Source organism: Oceanobacillus sp. FSL K6-3682 (genome assembly GCF_037976165.1).
Lineage (GTDB): Bacteria > Bacillota > Bacilli > Bacillales > Amphibacillaceae > Oceanobacillus > Oceanobacillus sojae.
Genome location: NZ_CP150263.1, coordinates 1,199,450 through 1,216,758, shown reverse-complemented (window position 1 = coordinate 1,216,758; position 17,309 = coordinate 1,199,450). Strand labels below are relative to the sequence as shown.

The following is a 17,309-nucleotide window of genomic DNA, read 5'->3' as shown; positions in this document are numbered from 1 at the left end:
CTTTATTTGTTATTAACCAGATATCTTAACCAAACACAGCCGTCCTCTTTTTCCTCAACACCTTTTAACGAGAAGCTTACCGGTGTATCGTCTGATAATCCTTCTTTTGTTTCAAAGATCGATGGAGAATCTGCGGAACCATCTGCTGACGGACTGATGACGATACTTACTTCATCGCAGAGTCCAGCTTGGATAAAGGACCAGTTAAGAACCCCGCCTCCACCTAACATCAATGTATCAATATGAAATTTCTCTTTTAACTTCTCTACAACTGCATGATAATCAAGCGTATCTTTCCCGGCTATAATATAAGAAATTTTTAACTTCCTGAGCATTGCTTTATATTCATTGCTCGCCTTTTCAGTTAAAATCTCCAGCACGTGAGCTTTTGTATCCTGATAACTTAATATATTGCTTGTCCAGCCAAGTTTACCGGATGGATCAACTGACACATAGTACTTATCCAAATCCGTATCGACAACAAAATCTCCTTCAGGAACAGCCGGTGCATTTTTGTCTAATTCAGGCTTTTGATATTTGGTGAAATTATCATCGGTTGTTGTACGTCCTGACAGCCAGCCCTGGTGACGATAATGCGGCTTCTCTCCAAAAGCCAGATTATAAAATAATTTGCCGCTTTTTTTACCTTCTGGCGTTCCCATAAACTTCCCGATTATTTTCCCGTCTACAGAAACCTCCATATGACAGAATATATAAGGTCTGTTCATTTTGAAATCTCTCCTTTTACTTTATTTAAATTCAATTATTCTCCGTAAATTTCTTTCGCTATATTAAATGCAGACCATGCTTTTGGCCACCCTGTATAAAATGCTAAATGTGTAATGATTTCCACCATTTCCTCTTTCGTGACACCATTCTGTTTTGCTATATTCATATGTGCTTCCAATTGCGGGAAGGCACCTTGTGTTAGCAAACTGGAGCAGGTAATCATGCTGCGGTCACGAGGCAATAATTTGTCCTCCCGTGACCAGACCTCACCAAATAATACATCATCATTTAATTCTGCAAATTTCGGTGCGAATTCTCCTAATTGGTCGCGGCCGGCGGTTTGTTTTGCCATGATTGTTCCTCCTCTTTTATTTGTTAGAATGAGCTTGTTTTCATTTATTTTTATTTAAGATTAACTGTGTTACCCAATGCTTTACAGCCTTATTTGCCATATCCGACTTCGAGCCATGAATTGCTAATCCCTGCTCAATGATTGCGTTAGGACAGCTTTTCCTTAAATCATCCATACTGCTCCCTAATGCACTGCCTTCATGAGTGCAGAAAGGATACATTGTCTTTCCTGCTAAATCATAATTCTCTAAAAAGCTGGCGATAACCATTGGATAGGATCCCCACCAGTTAGGGTACCCAATTATAATCTCGTTATAGTCTGACAAATCAGGGACTGCTAAGTGATATTCAGGTCTTGCTTGCTTTATCTTCTCTTTTTTTGCAACATTGACCATTTCCTGATAGCTTTCAGGATACTCTTTCGCGGGTATTAATTCTACTGCTTCGATATTTAACTCTTTTGCAATTTTACTTGTAACAATTGCAGTGTTTCCCCTGGACAAATTTTTAATTTCTCCATGAAGCATATTTTCATTTTTGCGAGAAAAATAGATAATAATTGGCAATAAATCACCCCGATACGTTCAACATAGATAATGTTTTCATCTCTATTTCTATGTTACATCGAACTGCATCTTACAGCTAATACCTATCTGAAAACAGGTTCATGCTTCAAAAGCATGTTTCATCCTTTGAATAAACTCATTAACTACCGGCGAGAAGGAGCGATTCTTTTTCCACGCAACAACACATTTTGTCTCAATCTCCGGAGACAACGGGACAAAGGTTACATTTCTTGCGTTTCCATTTATAACAGCTCCTTCTATCGCTAAAGCTGATCCTACTCTGTTCTCCACCAAAGAAAAGACGTTAAAAATTAAATTGAAGGTGCCTGCAATATTTATGCGCTCCACAGAAACCCCCATCCAATCAGCAATCATTTTCTGAACTTCTGTTCTGCCAGAACAAAGCAAGGGGACTCCTGCTAAATCCTCAGGAGACATTTGCTTTTTCTGAGCTAAAAAGGAGTCATTAGAAACTAAAACTCCCCATTTTTCCGTTCTTGGTAATGTCATTCGTTCATACTTATCCAATGCTATCGGCTCCAGTAAAATGGCGAGATCAATCAGTCCTTTATCCAGTTTTTCAGTAATGTCATCACTTGTTCCGCTAAAAATATGAAATGTTACCTGCGGATAATCACTGACCATTTCTTCTAACATCATTGTCAGCGTATCTGAATTGTCCGCTTCCACGCAGCCAATAGAGATATGTCCACTGAATAATTGCTTCTTTTGGTCAAAAAATGCCTGTTCTGTTTTATCTGTAAGAGACAGTATCTCTTCTGCCCGATCCTTCAGGAAAACACCGGCTTCTGTCAAATGCAATTGTTTTTTCTCTCTATAAAACAGTTCTGTTCCCAGCTCCTCTTCCAATTCCTTCAACTGACGGCTCAAAGTAGGCTGTGTGATATGCAAAAGTTCTGCAGCTCTTGAAACACTTCCTTCTTCTGCAATCGTCCAGAAATATCTTAAAATCCTTATTTCCATTGTCATTACTCCCTAACTATTTTAGTTAAAATATATTTGTATTGTTCATTTCAGTATATAACCTGTAGTTAACTCAAGATCAAAACCTAAACTAATTATATTAAAAGTACCCTTAACATTTAGATATAAACTCTAACATCAAGGGTACAGTACACTGTTTTATAAAAATTATTTACTTTTCTGCCAGTTGAAATCGTAATGATTACTTTATTTTATCCTCTAAATTTGCCAGGAATTTTGCTGGGTTTCCTCCAACAATCGTATCTGGCGGGACATCCTTCGTAACTACTGATCCTGCTGCGACAACAGAATTTTCACCAACTGTTACACCCGGCAGAATGGTTGAATGAGAGCCTATCCATGTTCTCTCCTTTAACTCAATCGGTTTAAGGTACATCGTTCCTCTATTTAAGGGATTATAATCATGATTTATGGTCGCAAAAACAACATTATGCCCGATTAAGCTTTCATCACCGATAATGATTTTCCCCTGATCCTGAAATCGGCATCCAGAATTAATAAATACATTTTTCCCTATTGTTATATTCTTCCCAAAATCAGAGGTGAATGGTACAAATAAAGAAAAGCCTTCATCTAATTCCTGCCCGATAATTTGAGATACCTGCTGCGTGATTTCTTCATCCGTATAAACGCCATTATTCAGGATAGCACATAAACGTCTCGTTTCATTTGATACTTCAACCATCGCTTTGTTGACTTCTGAACCACCTTGTATCACACCTTCTGCCGCCATTTTTGACAAAAGTTCTTCTAATTCCATATTAACCGTTCCCTTCCATCTATAATTTCATCCGCTATTCAAACCAGGCCTTGTAATGTCTATGTTTCCCGGCCAAACTTACTTTTATTTAAACATAGCCTGATATTCATTGCTATGATTTAATAATGCTTATCCTCCCTATTTGTCTTTCCAGATGAATAAATAAAATGATAATTAAAATCTTCAACACTTTTTCGAGAAAAGATAGGAAACCTAAAAACATAAAAACCGCCTAAACAAAATTTAAGCTAGGCGGCTTCTTATATAATCTATTCATTTCGTGGTAAGATTTTTACTGTAGCTCTCACCGGCCCTTTTCCAATCATAGGTGCCAGATATCTGCTGGAACTATATTTTTCTTTGTACGCTTGATCAATTTTTTCAGTCAGTGCAGAGTCTGGTTCTATCGGCTCGAAAAAGACGTCATATTCCTGACCTGCTAATTTTATTTTTCCTGCTCTTTGTTTCCCAGCCGATTGATACCATCTGGAGTTCTGTCCATTGTAAGCTCTGACATATAAATCATTATCTGCTACTACAGACCAGATCCAGGTTGGTGTTCCAGGTGTTTTTCCATCGTCGTAAAATGGCGAGATATACATATCATCGGCTTTCGAAAATAGTTGAAGCTGTTCCTCTGTCCAATTATTTTCCATTGCTTTTCATCTCCTTTTTATTTTAATTCCTATCTTAATACCTAAAGCCTACTTTAGGTCAAGTAATCAGATTTTCATTTTGTGGAAAAGTAAGACAGCATAGCTGATTTGTTATGTTAATTGCTTAAACTTATTTAAATAACAACCCCCTTTTGAAGCTATTTTTTTCAGCTTCAAAAGGGGGTTAACAGATTATTCTTGAAAATAAGGATTTCCTTGCATTCCTTGCCATAATTCACTTTGCTCTATTTCATAAGCAAGCTGCAATAGACGATGTTCCTCGCCTTTCCCTGCCATTACCTGAACGCCGATTGGTAAGCCATCCTTTGTCAGATAAAGCGGGAGGGAGATAGCAGGCTGTCCTGTTAAATTAGCAAGCTGGGTAAATGGTGTATACGTTAAGCTGGGTAAGAACATGTCGTAAATAATGGCTTGCTTTTCTTTTTCAGCGGCCATTCTTTCTTTAAATTCCTGCTCCATTTGTTCTGACATCGTCAGCTCTCCAACTTTCGGCGCCTGAGAAGCAGTTGCTGGAGAAATATAAAAATCATATGTCTGATGAAAAAAAGACATAATTTCAGCTGCTCTGTCCCATGATGCCAGACTGTCAGAGTAATCCGCAGCTGAAACAGATTTCCCGGCTTGATGAAGCAGCCAGGATTCTATTTCCATATCTTCTGCAGTTAAAGGTCCTCCCACGGCTTTCTCCAGTCCTTGAATGACAGCATTCATTTCGCCGCTGTTCATCACATAGTAATCACGCATTAATTGCACACCGTCAATTGGTGCTTGTTTTTCTTCCACAATGTGCCCGTCCTGTTCCAGATTACGGACAAATTGCTGCACCGCTTTTTTCGCATCCTCTGAAACAGGAGTTCCTGCCGGCGATTCTGTGCTAAAGGCAATCCGCAGCTGTTTAGGAAGTTTTTCAGACATAGTATTTCGATATCCTTTTTCATATAATGGTGCCTGAAAAGCGGCATGTGGTTCAACAACCTGTAATTGATCCAGCATTGCAGCACAATCCCGTACGGTTTTGGTTAATACAAAATTAATGGATGCTCCCTGCCACTGTCTGCCAGCTCCTGGTCCTACCGGTGTTCTTCCCCTTGTCGGCTTTAATCCGACTAACCCGCTGAAGGATGCAGGTATCCGGATAGATCCGCCTCCATCACTCGCTCCTGCAATTGGAATAACTCCAGAGGCTACTGCAGCTGCAGCCCCTCCGCTTGAGCCTCCAGGAGAATAGGCTTGGTCCCAAGGGTTTCTTGTCGGCCCATACAGCTTTGGTTCGGTAATATTTTTCAAGCCAAACTCAGGACTATTTGTATGCCCCATAAATAAAAATCCTGCATCCCGAAATTTTTTCACAAAATAATTATCATGCTTTTCCACATGACTCTGCAAAAGTTTTGAGCCGGAAGTTAATTTTTCACCTTCGATAGATTGAGATATATTTTTCATCAAAATAGGCACGCCTGAAAAAGCAGCATTCTGAACAGGAAATTGATTTGCTTCTTTTTTGGCTGCTTCTTCCCGATGATGTGTAATCATATTTAATTGCGGATTAACTTGATGCAGCTGTTTAAAAGCAATATTCATTAATTCAGATGGGTGGACCTCCTTACGTTGAATAAGCTCTGCCAAACCGGTTGCATCATAGTTTTTATATTCACGAAACTGCATCTTTTCACTCCTTTTACAGCAAACTCTATTTCACCAGCTGGCTGATTATACAGGCAGCTGGTGAGTGTCTTTTATGCTTCCTTTGTAAGAATTGGTGTTGTCAGTCCATCCACACCGACAAGACTCAGAATAAATAAGAAGTGCTTTTGGACAGCAAGATAAGCATCCTCTGGATCGAACCATTCTTTTAACGTATGTGTGCCGCCTGCTTTCCCACCTAAACCGGAAGTCACAGCAGGAATGCCTAAACTCATCGGGTAGTTTGCATCTGTACTGACTGGCTCGCCATATACTGGTTCCTTCCCTACACCTTTAATCGCTTCAGCAAGCGCTTGAACAATAGGCGCCTCTTTACTTTGTGATGCCGGGGGACGGTTTCCAAATTTTTCAACCTCTACAGTCATAGAGTTTTTGCCCCAGCGCTCATTCTCCTTCTGACATGCTTCTTCCACAATGGCTAGGAATTTTTTATCAAGCTCTATTAATTCTTCCATAGAGTTAGAACGAAGATCGACCTCCATCGATGCTTGCTCAGAAATTGCATTTACAGATGAACCGCCTTCAATTGGTCCAACGGAGAAGGTTGTTTTCGGATCTGTCTTTGTTTCCAAATCTGCGATTGCCGCAATTGCTCTGCCCAGGGCATGCGTTGCACTTGGTGTTCCAAAATCACCAAAGCTGTGCCCGCCTTTTCCTTGAAAAGTAATACGATACCGGAAGCTGCCTGTCCCCAAATATATCATCGTCTCTAAATTAGAACCGTCAACGGAAATATAGCCGTCTGCTTTATTTTCTTTAAAATATGCCTTCACCCCACGCAGATCTCCGGCCCCTTCTTCACCGACTGTTCCGCCGATAATAATATCACCAACTGTTTTTACATTGGAATCCTGCAATGCCCTGATAACAGCTAACACCTCTGCTAACCCTCTTGTATCATCTCCGATACCTGGTGCATGAAGCTTGCCTTCTTTTTCTATGACAGTTGTATCTGTCCCTTCTGGAAAAACGGTATCCAGATGTGCAGAAACAACCAGTATCGGTCCATCTCCTGTTCCGCTTCTTTTTCCAAAGACGTTTCCCTCTTCGTCCATATGTACATCTTCTAAATCATAATCTTCTAATAATTTTTTATATGCTTCCGCCCGTTTCTCTTCCTTAAAGGGTGGAGCAGGAATTTCTGTCAGCATTTTCTGCTGCTCGATGGTAAGACTGTCTTCTTCCTTAATTTGCTCCAATGCCTTTTGGACATTTTCATCTGCTTGAATCTTTTTCATTTGTTCTGAAATAGTCATGAGCTTCTCCTCCAATAATTTCATATACTTTTTAATTTATTGAACAAAACTTATCTAACTCCATTTTAGCGTATTTACAGTATAAACGATACAGTTATAATCTCCTAAGAAAGGTTCAGATATGATGCTGCTTTTACTTATAACTTAAAAATCTGTAGACAGCAGTGAAAAATTCAGCCTTGCTGGAGTGAGTACTTTACTGTCTTCAGATACAGGGCTGAATGCCTTAAATAATGTTTTTTATCTGATAAATAGGGCACCCTTTAAACATAACTATGCTTTTTAAACAACCATTTTTTATCTGCTAAAAGCATGCTTCAACATAGATGGGAGATGAAATAATGAATAAACGTTTAATTGACTGGCCTACTTTTATATTTGCACTAGTTATCCTGTTTAGTGTTGTTATTCCTTTAACTTTATTTCCGGAAGCTGGCGCAGCTGTCATTAATCAGGCAAATGAATTTATTACAGGAAATTTTGGTATTCTATACTTATTATTAGGGCTGGGCGCTCTTATCTTTTTACTGTATGTGTCTTTTAGTAAAAACGGTAATATCAAACTTGGTGCAAGAAATACCAAAAAAGAGTTCGGAACATTTTCATGGGCCGCCATGCTTTTCTCAGCAGGTATCGGATCCAGTATTTTATATTGGGGAATGATCGAATGGGCGTACTATTATCAGGGACCTCCATTTGGCATTACGCCTGAATCCGAAGAAGCCATTAATTGGGCAGCGAGTTATGGAATGTTTCACTGGGGGCCAATTGCATGGGCATTATATACATTACCTGCACTGCCGATTGCTTACTTTTACTATGTCCGGAAAAAGCCTATCCTTAAAATTAGCGAAGCCTCCAGACCGGTAATTGGAAAATATGCGGATGGGCCGCTTGGTACTTTAATTGACGTCTTATTTATTTTTGGTTTGCTTGGCGGGGCAGGAACAACATTGGCATTAGGAACTCCGATGATTGCAGAAGGAGTTAATCATGTCACCGGAATTCCTGTATCTCTGGGAATGCAGGCTATCATTATGCTCATTTGTACAGCCATTTTTGCAGCTAGCTCTTATTCTGGAATTAACAGAGGGATTCCTTTTTCTATTAGTTTTTGTATTTATCTTTGGACCAACCTTATTTATCAGTGAAATGACTTTCACAAGTCTTGGCCGAATCGTTAATAATATTTTTACAATGGCTACCTGGCTTGAGCCGCTTGCTTCTATACCGGGATATGAAGCGACGAATTTCCCTGAAACCTGGACAATCTTCTATTGGGCCTGGTGGGTCGTCTACGCCCCATTTGTCGGGCTTTTTGTTGCAAGAATCTCGCGGGGGAGAACTATCAAAGAAATGACGCTGGGTACATTAATTTATGGAACACTCGGCTGTGTACTGTTCTTTGGAATTTTAGGAAACTATGGCCTTTATCTGCAGCTGTCGCAATCATTTGATGTTATTGGCTTTATGAACGAGTATGGCGCATCAGCTGCGATTATAGCTATTTTGGATCAGCTGCCGATTTCCTGGTTTATTATTCCAATGTTCACGGTGCTTGCAATTATTTTTCTGGCAACAACCTTTGACTCTGCTTCCTATATTTTGGCAGCCGTTGCTCAAAAAAGACTTATCGGCGGCGAGCCGCTCCGCTGGCATCGAATTTTCTGGGCATTTACGTTAATGATTTTACCCATGGTGCTCATGTTTATCGGTGGACTGGAGACATTACAAACTGCCAGTATTGTTGCCGGTTTCCCGGTCATTTTTATTATGATCTTGCTGGCATGGTCATTTATGCGGGCTTCTACAGAAGATTTAAATAAGCAAAGAGATGCAAGAAAATCGAACTCGATTACAATTGATAATATTGATAATATTGATCGTTAATTTTATTGCAATATAACTGGCTGCAACTTCACTTTATTTACATTTTACGAAAAACAAAAACGCACCTGTGCTTCAGAGCTTCTGCCCTCACAAGTGCGTTTCTTCTATCCATTTATTCTTTTTAGCAATTATTTTAATTCTTCTACAGCCTGCTCGACCTGAGCTTTAGGCTCTTTCCAGACCATCGCCACAGCAATACCCGCCATGAGTACCATTGCTGCAAAATAATATGGGTAGTTTAAATTTATATCAAATAAAATCCCGCCGACAATTGGTCCAAATACATTTCCGATACTGGTAAACATGGAGTTCATACCGCCTACGAATCCTTGTTCATTTCCAGCTACTCTGGACAGATAAGAAGTAACAGCCGGTCTTAATAAATCAAAACCGATAAAAACAACAATTGTTACAAATAAAATCATTGCATAGCTTTCTACAACTGTCATTGTTGTTACAAGAATGGCAGAGAAAATCAGACAATAACGAATCAGACGAATTTCTCCCCATTTATTTGTCAATCTGCCAAACAGAGCAACTTGGGCAATTGTTCCAACAATTGCTCCTCCAGTAATAATAATCGCAATATCCTTTGGCGTAAATGCAAATTTATGATCCACAAATAAAGAAAATAACGATTCAAATGAAGATAAACCGAATGCTGTTATAAATATAACAATGAACGCGATAAAGTACATTGGAACAAAAATTCTTCCCAAGCCGGGCTTTCTCGCTCCAACTTCTTCTTTTTGTTCCTCATGATTTCTTTCTGGTTCGCGTAATGTAATCGTTGATAGAATCGCAGTAAATAACGCTAAACCTGCTGCTGCGAAAAATGGAATTCTTGGGCCTATTTCTGCCAGTAATCCGCCAAGTCCAGGACCGATAATAAATCCTGTATTAATCGCTGCTGACATATATCCTAACGCTTTCGGTCTGGACTCAAGTGTAGTGATATCTGCAATAAATGCTGTAACTGCAGGCATTATAAAAGCAGCACTCACTCCACCTAAGATTCTGGAAATAAATAAGATTTCTACGGTATTCCCAATAGCGAATAAAAACTCACTAAAACTAAAAATTAAGAGTCCGATAACGATCATGCGTTTACGTCCAAACACATCAACCCATCTTCCAGACAGCGGTGAAACAACAAGCTGCGCAACTGCAAAAGCTGCTACCAAATAACCTACAACGGAACCGGATAAATTCATCTCGTTCATAATAGTAGGTAAAACTGGAATAACCAGCCCAATACCTAAAAATGCAATAAACAAATTCATCAGCAAGATAGACAGCGTCATATTTTGTTTTTTCATAATTCATTTCTCCTTAACTATAAATTTCATTTAAAACCTCCCTCAGGAATCTGATACATCATATCATAACTTTTTCATTTCAGATATACTTTTGCTCAAAATTTTTATACCTATTTTTTTATTATTATTTTCACCTGCATACAAAATGCATGTTAATAAACGAATAGCTAAAAAAGCCTTTTGTCATGGCGATATTCCTATTATTTCAGGATGCATAAAAAAAGATTGCATCGGTTAATCATGCAATCTTTTCCTGAAAAATTTTTATTAAAATTTGTGTTCAAAAAGTACGATGAAAAGGACCAGTCGGCTAAGACCGTAACATCGTGTTACACCGCCGACACTAGCACGTCCTGTGCGTCGAAAGTTCAAGGCGACGAGCTACTTCCACAGGATGTGGTGACTTCTGCGTTGTCCACACGACGTGGGCGTTTTTAGTAGAAGATCCTCTTATCGCCGTGTCATTTTTGTTGGACTTTTTGAACATCCTCTTAAAATTCTACTTTTACCCAGCCGCGCAGACTATTAACCAGCCACACCTCTTCAAAGGATGGGATGTCTTTCTTCCAGATGATTTTCTCTTTTATTTTTCCATACTCCAGCAGTTCTTCTCTGTAAGTTCCGGCAAGCAATCCAGAAGAAATCGGAGGTGTATAGTATTCCCCGTGCAGTTTAACGACTAAGTTACCAATCGTAAACTCCGTCAGCTGCTCTTCCTCATTCCATAAAAGAACATCAAATGATGTACTGTCCTGCTCGCGAAAGTCATTATAATTCTGGCGATTGGTTGTTTTATAATAATAAAATATATCCTTACGATTAATGGGAGATGATGCCAAACTAACTCGCCTCACAGCATTTGATTCTTCTGAAAGTGCTGTGAACGCTATATCTATCTTTCCGTCTTGCTCCAACAACAGACGGATGCGGTGTGTTCCAGAATATTTTTTCATTTGTTCCTTCAGCTGCTGTTTTATTTTTCCAATCGAATAAGGATACTGAAACTGATTGGCTGCCCGCTCAAGTCTGGCCAGATGCCTGCTCAGACGGTGAATCTGTGTTCCATCATATTTCATTGTTTCTAAAAGCTGAAATGAAGATGCGCTTCCTTTTAAAATCGCTGCTTTTGCCCATGCTTCTTCATATTCTGCTTCTGTCTCTGAATCCCATGTAATACCTCCGCCTACCCCATAGACAGCTTTTTTTCCATTCTTCATCCATGCAGTCCGAATGGCAACATTAAACAATGATTCCTGGTCTGGCGTGATAAAACCGATACTTCCGCAGTAAATCTCTCTAGGGAAATCCTCCAGCTGTTTAATAATACTCATTGTACTTTGCTTTGGAGCACCGGTGATAGAACCGCAGGGAAATAATGCTTTAAAAATATCAAAGCTGCTGAGGCTTTCTTTTAATTCTGCCATAACCGTTGATGTCATTTGATATACGGTAGGATATTCCTCGATTTCAAACAGCTTTGGAACCTGGACAGAACCCGGTACAGCAATTTTAGATAAATCATTCCGCAGCAGATCGACAATCATTAAATTTTCTGCCCGATCCTTTTCTGATTCAGAAAGCATTCTTTTATTTTGGATATCTTCTTCTGGTGTCTGTCCCCGTTTTATAGTCCCTTTCATCGGCTTAGTGCGGATAGACTGCTTTCTTCGTTCAAAAAACAGTTCCGGGGAAGCTGATATAATTTGATAATTGCCAATTTGTAAATGTGCACAGTAATTTGCTTGCTGGGCACCCGATAATTGTTCATATAATAAATCCGCATCCACTGGTCTATCTGCCTTCATTCGGACAGTGTAATTCACCTGATATGTATCTCCTTCAGCAATGGCAGCTTTTATGGATTTGATATTTTGCTGATACTGCTGCTTCTCTGTTGTCATCTGCCAATTTACAGGAGGATAAGCTCGATTGGCTGCCGGCTTCACACTTTCCAGCTCCATTCGCTTAAAAACACCCATAATGATAAGAGGCAGGCTGCCTTTTCTATGTGTCATAAGATTTTTATCGAAAGCAGCTGCAGCTTCATAGGAAATATAACCAGCCAGATAAAAGCCCCTTTGCTGATAGATTTCCATTTGTTCAAATACTTGACCGACCTCGGCATGTGTATTTGCAATTAAAATTTCTGCCGGATTTTCAAAAATACGACGTACGCCTGCTTCCTCTTCAAAAGAAAAATCAAAAATCATTTTTGTATTATCCATCATTTTGCAGCTCTCCTGCCCCTTTATATTGCATCAGGAAATTATTTAACAGCGCATAGCCGTGTTCTGTACATACAGACTCAGGATGAAATTGGATTCCTTCAATTGGATACGTTTTATGACGGATGCCCATTATTGTTCCATCCTCTGTTGTTGCAGTGACAATAAGGGTATCCGGTACCGTATCCGGCTGAATGCTTAAGGAATGATATCTTGTTACAGTAAAGTTTTCAGGAAGCTGTGAAAATACACCATTCTGATCGTTCAGAATACGAGATTGCTTCCCATGAACAGGAGCATTTTTTATCACTTCTGCACCAAAGGCATGTCCAATTGCCTGATGGCCAAGGCAAATACCAAGAATAGGGATCTTACTCTTAAACTGATCAATGACTTTTAAGGTTATACCGGCTTCCTGAGGTGAATGAGGCCCCGGCGACAGGATAATGGATTCAGGCTTCCACTGGTTAATTTCTTCTATGGTCAGCTGATCATTATATTTCACAACAACCTTCTCACCTAAATTCTCCAGATAATGTACAATATTGTAGGTAAATGAATCATAGTTATCAATCATTAACAGCATTTTTCTGCCCGCCTTATCCGTAAAATTTTATCCTTCTTAACATGCTGAGAGTGAGAAGTTTACCTCTCTTCCTCATCCATCGGCTCCCATTTGTCCTTGAACGCCTGAATAATATGAAGTAATTCATTTTTTCCTTTAATCTCATAATGTTCTTCATGATCATTCATATCAAGATTCCCCTCTTTGTCAACTGTCATCGTATAGCTTTCTTTGGAGCCCTGGAAAAGAACCAGATACCCCGTGCTGACAAATTCATCACCTTTTTTGAGCTCCATCGATTCAGAAGCTTCTAATACCTTATTAATATCATCTTTTTCAGTCAGCGAAATTGCTTTTGGTTTTCCTGTTGGATTTACTTCATATATCATAATTTCTTTAATTTCATTAGCTTCATTTATATTAGAAGGTAACACCTGTGCAAATAGTTTATTGTCTCCCTCAAATTTTCCGACGAAGAAAAACACTCCCACTGCAATCAGCAATGAAATAATAAGTATTTTTTTCATGCTTACTTCCACCTTTTCCTGCTATTAATTAATTGTCTGTTTTCATTATTAATATAATGAAACGTTTTGTCCATCAAGAAGGTCACTGAATTTACACTGGATAATAAAAGAGCAGGAGCAAATAGCTGCTCCTGCGCCCTTCTCTACTTCTCAATTATATTGTTATTTTTAATTTCGTAAACATGATCCGCTACGTTTTCGACAAAGGCAGCATCATGTGAAACAAAAATAATCGTTCCCGGATACCCTTCAAAAAAAGATTCCAATGCTTTCGTTGTCTGGATATCCAAAAAGTTCGTTGGTTCATCTAATAATAATACATGATAGGAGCCGAGAAATAATCGGCACAGCTGCAGCCGGATAGCCTCACCGCCGCTTAAATAACGAAGCTTTTTATAAATATCATTTCCTTTAAAATACATAGAATGAAGAACACTGCGTAAAAAGCCTTCCTCGTAATCAGTCGTTTTCTTCAAACTGTTTAGTACCGTTTCATTCGACTTTTCCTGATAAGCAAGCTGTTCAAAGAATCCAAATTCCACTTTAGGAGAAATCTCCATCCCTTCCCGGCGATGATAAATCGCCTGAAGCAAGGTGCTTTTTCCAGAACCGTTTGCTCCAGTTATTGCAATTTTTTTGCCTAATGGAAATTGAAAACGAACTTTCTCTAAAAGAGTCTTCTCACCAGCCTTCAAGGTCAGCTGATTTCCCATTACGGGAAAGGAATGATGCAGCTCTAACGCCTTAGAGCGATGAAACGTGATTGGCCGTTCATGCTGTACAGCATCAACCTTTTCCATTTGCTCCAGCCGTTTCTCCATTGCTTTGGCACTTTTTTGCATCGATTTTTGTGAAACATCCTTAGGCTTTGTAGCAAACATCCGATTTACACCCTGCTTTTTTCGGGCATTTGCTTTCTCACCTTTCATCATTTTCGCAGCCTTTTGCATTTTATCCTGCGCTGCTGCTTCTAAACGGGATTTTTCCTTCAGATATTGTTCATGTGCGTCCTGCTGCTGACGTTCTTCTAATATTTTTTGCTCTTCATAATCGGTATAGTTCCCTGAATAAACATGAATCTTTCCATCTCGTATTTCCCAAATTGTTGTGACCAGCTGATCCAGAAGTTTACGGTCATGACTGATTAAAACAAGCGTCCCGTAATAATTTTCCAGTTCTCTGCGCAAGTATCGTATTCCCTGCTGATCAAGATGCGTTGTTGGTTCATCAATCAACAATGCTTCGTTATAATCTGCCAAGAGCTGTGCAATTTTTATTTTGGTCTGCTCTCCTCCACTGATGCCTTCTTCTAAATCTGGCACCTGAAGCTTTCCTAAAACCTTTGGATCTGCTGCTTCTCCGCCAGGTGTTTCCATTTGCTTTAAATAAGCAAAGTCCGCATGCCGGTGAATTCTTCCTTTTGCCGGTTCTAATTCACCGGCCAGCAAACGGAGCAGACTTGTTTTCCCTGATCCATTCGGACCGACAATTCCAATCCGGTCCATAAAATGAATTGCTAAACGGTCGATGGAAAGGATTTCTCTGTCTAAATACGTTAATTCTACATCTTTTATTTCAAATTGAATGTTTTGCATTTTTGCTACCTCCGAGATTTTGAATTTCTCGTATCGATAGCCTGAAACTGTATCGATACGAGCTTGTGTTTTCTTATAACAAGCCCGTATCTATTAAAAGAACAATAGCATCTGCATAAAAAATCTCCCCTCACTTTTATTTTTTTCAGAACGAATGCCCTGCTTCCCACTTTTAAGAAATAGAAGTTTTCGTTATATCTGTATTGAAATTGAAAAAAAGAACAGCAAATGGTCTGCTGTCCTTTTCACATACTGCATTCAGGAAAAAGATATACCTGATGTATACCTTTATTATAATAGCTGAAAAAAGACAGACGACCCCTATTTCTCTGCAGGCGCAAAAAGCACAGACAGAGCTTGAACATATTATCAAATTAGTTGTTCAAGTCTAGGAATCGAAATCTCATCTAAGCACATTTTCCCTTCCGTTCTAAGTTTACTTTTTCATTATAAGACAGTTTGAAGGAATACGTCAAATGGTTCTCTTTTCCATAAAACAAGTATTTTTACAGTTCAATCATCGGACCTGGTTTATTCTGTTTAGCAGCCTCTTCTTCATAAGAATGTGCACTATACGGAACGCCAATATCGCGGGCAACTGCTTCATCATAGGAAACGAGGTCATCCTTTTTCACCTCTGACAAGGCGGTTTTCCCCATAATCCGGATACCTTCTTCCATTTCTTTTGTGGAAGCATTGATAAAATTAACTAAAGCCTTCGTCCCTTCCTGTCTATTAAAATCATCCTTATATTTTCCGTCATACCAGACAACCTGCGTAGGCGGTTCAAAGGGAACAGCCTTTAAAACCTGCTTATGAGACAGGGTAAATAAGACAACGGATCCTAAATAAACAGCATCAGCGCCTAATGCAATTGCTTTTAAAAATTGACCTGCATTGAACATACCACCTGAAATAACCAGACTGACATCCTCTCTCGCCTTCCGTTTTAGCAAATGCTGATGAGCACGCTGTAAGCCATGAATAGTCGGGATTCCAAAATCCTCTGATAAGATCGGCGGTGCTCCATGTGTTGCTGCCTGCGCTCCGTCCACAGCAATATAATCTACACCGATTTCTAACAGAGCATCTATGTCCTCTTCAATTTTGCCGCCTGCGCCAATCTTCGCTCCGATTGGAACGCCGTCTGTCATATCTCTTAGCTCCTGGACAAGATTTTTAAAATCCTCTAATGTTTGATTCTCAAAGAAATGATTATGAATAATCGCTTCTTCTCCATCATCCAAATTTAATACCTTCCGAATATCGCCCTGCAGCTCATCAGCCGGTATAACAACGCCTGAACTCATTAAAGCTCCCTGTCCAAATTTTATTTCAATCATGGAAGCTTTCTTAATCAGCTCTTTTTCCTTCGACCAGCTTGTCTTCGAAAATTGCAGTATATAATTATCTGTGCCGTCAATTTCTTCTTCCATTACCCCGCCCTCACCGGAATTAAGCGCAGTACCAAGCTGGTTCACCGCATCAACCAGCGCCAGTCTTACTTCTTTACTTAATGCAATGCCATATGCCATTCCGCTGATCATTAATGGGATATCTAATTTCATCGGTTTCTTGGCTTTTGGACCGATCGTTACTTTCATATCTATTTGCTCCGTGTACTCCGTTGGAAATTTAGCTACTTGAGCCGGTATAAAGGTCAGCTTTTCAAAATCGGGCCATGTTTTTGCAGATCCAAGCGGCCGATGCAGGACATCTCCAGATTCTGCCCGCAGATTAATCTCAAAGGTTCGTTGGAATCCCATATGTTTAAAGCCTGTTACCATTTCAAATATATTCTCCTGATAACGGTCCTCCATCAGAATTTTTCCAAATTTATTAACCATCCTCTTTATCAGATGCCGTCGCATGATAAAAAGCAGCAGCCAGCTTACTAAAAACAGAATCAGCAGAATAAGAATAATTATGTCAAGCATCGTCTGTACACTCCTTTACACCTTACTTTCTGGATTGTCATTTTGTACCTTCTGTCTTCTTTCTTTCTTCCATATAGGGTCTGTCGATTCATGATACTTCCGGTTAATCCAATAAATTGTGATAGGGACAACAATAGCTAATATTAGGCCAATTATCGCCTGTATAGAAATTCTATTTTCGATAAAATTCATCCACATCATTC

General features: G+C 39.4%; 15 protein-coding genes and 1 pseudogene. 1 reads left to right on the top strand and 15 read right to left on the bottom strand.

Annotation, left to right across the window (positions count from 1 at the left end; translation table 11 throughout):
* Positions 1-2 precede the first annotated feature (2 nt).
* The 8 genes from MHH51_RS06235 to MHH51_RS06200 form a co-directional block, all read right to left on the bottom strand.
* A complete protein-coding gene (locus MHH51_RS06235) occupies positions 3-728 on the bottom strand; it encodes a RibD family protein (RefSeq protein ID WP_339285039.1) in 726 nt (241 codons plus the stop codon).
* Between the two features lie 35 nt (positions 729-763).
* Positions 764-1,081, bottom strand: a complete 318-nt coding sequence (locus MHH51_RS06230; protein WP_339285037.1) for a carboxymuconolactone decarboxylase family protein — start codon at positions 1,079-1,081, stop codon at positions 764-766.
* 40 nt (positions 1,082-1,121) lie between these two features.
* On the bottom strand, positions 1,122-1,646 hold the full coding sequence (locus MHH51_RS06225; protein ID WP_339285035.1) for a flavodoxin: 525 nt from the start codon (positions 1,644-1,646) through the stop codon (positions 1,122-1,124).
* 99 nt (positions 1,647-1,745) lie between these two features.
* A complete protein-coding gene (locus MHH51_RS06220; RefSeq protein ID WP_339285033.1) occupies positions 1,746-2,630 on the bottom strand; it encodes a LysR family transcriptional regulator in 885 nt (294 codons plus the stop codon).
* Positions 2,631-2,832: 202 nt separating this feature from the next.
* Positions 2,833-3,411: a DapH/DapD/GlmU-related protein gene (locus MHH51_RS06215; RefSeq protein WP_339285031.1), complete on the bottom strand. Its 579-nt coding sequence runs from the start codon at positions 3,409-3,411 to the stop codon at positions 2,833-2,835.
* Positions 3,412-3,680: 269 nt separating this feature from the next.
* Positions 3,681-4,067, bottom strand: a complete 387-nt coding sequence (locus MHH51_RS06210) for a DUF2255 family protein (RefSeq protein WP_339285029.1) — start codon at positions 4,065-4,067, stop codon at positions 3,681-3,683.
* A gap of 192 nt (positions 4,068-4,259) precedes the next feature.
* Positions 4,260-5,753, bottom strand: coding sequence for an amidase (locus MHH51_RS06205; RefSeq protein WP_339285028.1), 1,494 nt, complete (start codon positions 5,751-5,753; stop codon positions 4,260-4,262).
* A gap of 71 nt (positions 5,754-5,824) precedes the next feature.
* Complete coding sequence (locus MHH51_RS06200) at positions 5,825-7,048, bottom strand: M20/M25/M40 family metallo-hydrolase (RefSeq protein ID WP_339285026.1); 1,224 nt, start codon at positions 7,046-7,048, stop codon at positions 5,825-5,827.
* Between the two features lie 341 nt (positions 7,049-7,389).
* Between MHH51_RS06200 and MHH51_RS06195 the strand changes: the two are divergent.
* Positions 7,390-8,938 (top strand): annotated as a pseudogene (locus MHH51_RS06195) (BCCT family transporter).
* A gap of 128 nt (positions 8,939-9,066) precedes the next feature.
* Here the strand turns inward: MHH51_RS06195 and MHH51_RS06190 are convergent.
* From MHH51_RS06190 to MHH51_RS06160, 7 genes are all read right to left on the bottom strand, one after another.
* Positions 9,067-10,257, bottom strand: a complete 1,191-nt coding sequence (locus MHH51_RS06190) for an MFS transporter (protein ID WP_147212194.1) — start codon at positions 10,255-10,257, stop codon at positions 9,067-9,069.
* Positions 10,258-10,748: 491 nt separating this feature from the next.
* Positions 10,749-12,485, bottom strand: coding sequence for an aminodeoxychorismate synthase component I (gene pabB, locus MHH51_RS06185; protein ID WP_339285024.1), 1,737 nt, complete (start codon positions 12,483-12,485; stop codon positions 10,749-10,751).
* Entirely contained in the window at positions 12,475-13,068 is a 594-nt protein-coding gene (locus MHH51_RS06180; protein WP_156988088.1) for an aminodeoxychorismate/anthranilate synthase component II, read from the bottom strand. Before MHH51_RS06180 ends, pabB begins: the two co-directional genes overlap by 11 nt.
* 59 nt (positions 13,069-13,127) lie before the next feature.
* A complete protein-coding gene (locus MHH51_RS06175; RefSeq protein WP_339285023.1) occupies positions 13,128-13,574 on the bottom strand; it encodes a hypothetical protein in 447 nt (148 codons plus the stop codon).
* Between the two features lie 143 nt (positions 13,575-13,717).
* The gene (gene abc-f, locus MHH51_RS06170) at positions 13,718-15,169 is read right to left on the bottom strand and encodes an ABC-F type ribosomal protection protein (protein ID WP_339285022.1); all 1,452 of its coding nucleotides are present in this window, start codon (positions 15,167-15,169) and stop codon (positions 13,718-13,720) included.
* Positions 15,170-15,675: 506 nt separating this feature from the next.
* Complete coding sequence (locus tag MHH51_RS06165; RefSeq protein ID WP_339285020.1) at positions 15,676-17,106, bottom strand: FMN-binding glutamate synthase family protein; 1,431 nt, start codon at positions 17,104-17,106, stop codon at positions 15,676-15,678.
* A 15-nt stretch (positions 17,107-17,121) separates the two neighbouring features.
* Entirely contained in the window at positions 17,122-17,307 is a 186-nt protein-coding gene (locus MHH51_RS06160; protein WP_246145250.1) for a hypothetical protein, read from the bottom strand.
* Positions 17,308-17,309: the final 2 nt, after the last annotated feature.

Excerpts from the sequence above, each read along its gene's own strand:
- MHH51_RS06160 (WP_246145250.1), bottom strand. The coding sequence starts at position 17,307 with ATGATGTGGATGAATTTTATCGAAAATAGAATTTCTATACAGGCGATA.
- MHH51_RS06180 (WP_156988088.1), bottom strand. The coding sequence starts at position 13,068 with ATGCTGTTAATGATTGATAACTATGATTCATTTACCTACAATATTGTA.
- MHH51_RS06230 (WP_339285037.1), bottom strand. The coding sequence starts at position 1,081 with ATGGCAAAACAAACCGCCGGCCGCGACCAATTAGGAGAATTCGCACCG.
- MHH51_RS06210 (WP_339285029.1), bottom strand. The coding sequence starts at position 4,067 with ATGGAAAATAATTGGACAGAGGAACAGCTTCAACTATTTTCGAAAGCC.
- MHH51_RS06220 (WP_339285033.1), bottom strand. The coding sequence starts at position 2,630 with ATGGAAATAAGGATTTTAAGATATTTCTGGACGATTGCAGAAGAAGGA.
- abc-f (WP_339285022.1), bottom strand. The coding sequence starts at position 15,169 with ATGCAAAACATTCAATTTGAAATAAAAGATGTAGAATTAACGTATTTA.
- MHH51_RS06235 (WP_339285039.1), bottom strand. The coding sequence starts at position 728 with ATGAACAGACCTTATATATTCTGTCATATGGAGGTTTCTGTAGACGGG.
- MHH51_RS06175 (WP_339285023.1), bottom strand. The coding sequence starts at position 13,574 with ATGAAAAAAATACTTATTATTTCATTGCTGATTGCAGTGGGAGTGTTT.
- MHH51_RS06165 (WP_339285020.1), bottom strand. The coding sequence starts at position 17,106 with ATGCTTGACATAATTATTCTTATTCTGCTGATTCTGTTTTTAGTAAGC.
- MHH51_RS06190 (WP_147212194.1), bottom strand. The coding sequence starts at position 10,257 with ATGAAAAAACAAAATATGACGCTGTCTATCTTGCTGATGAATTTGTTT.
- MHH51_RS06215 (WP_339285031.1), bottom strand. The coding sequence starts at position 3,411 with ATGGAATTAGAAGAACTTTTGTCAAAAATGGCGGCAGAAGGTGTGATA.
- MHH51_RS06200 (WP_339285026.1), bottom strand. The coding sequence starts at position 7,048 with ATGACTATTTCAGAACAAATGAAAAAGATTCAAGCAGATGAAAATGTC.
- pabB (WP_339285024.1), bottom strand. The coding sequence starts at position 12,485 with ATGATGGATAATACAAAAATGATTTTTGATTTTTCTTTTGAAGAGGAA.
- MHH51_RS06205 (WP_339285028.1), bottom strand. The coding sequence starts at position 5,753 with ATGCAGTTTCGTGAATATAAAAACTATGATGCAACCGGTTTGGCAGAG.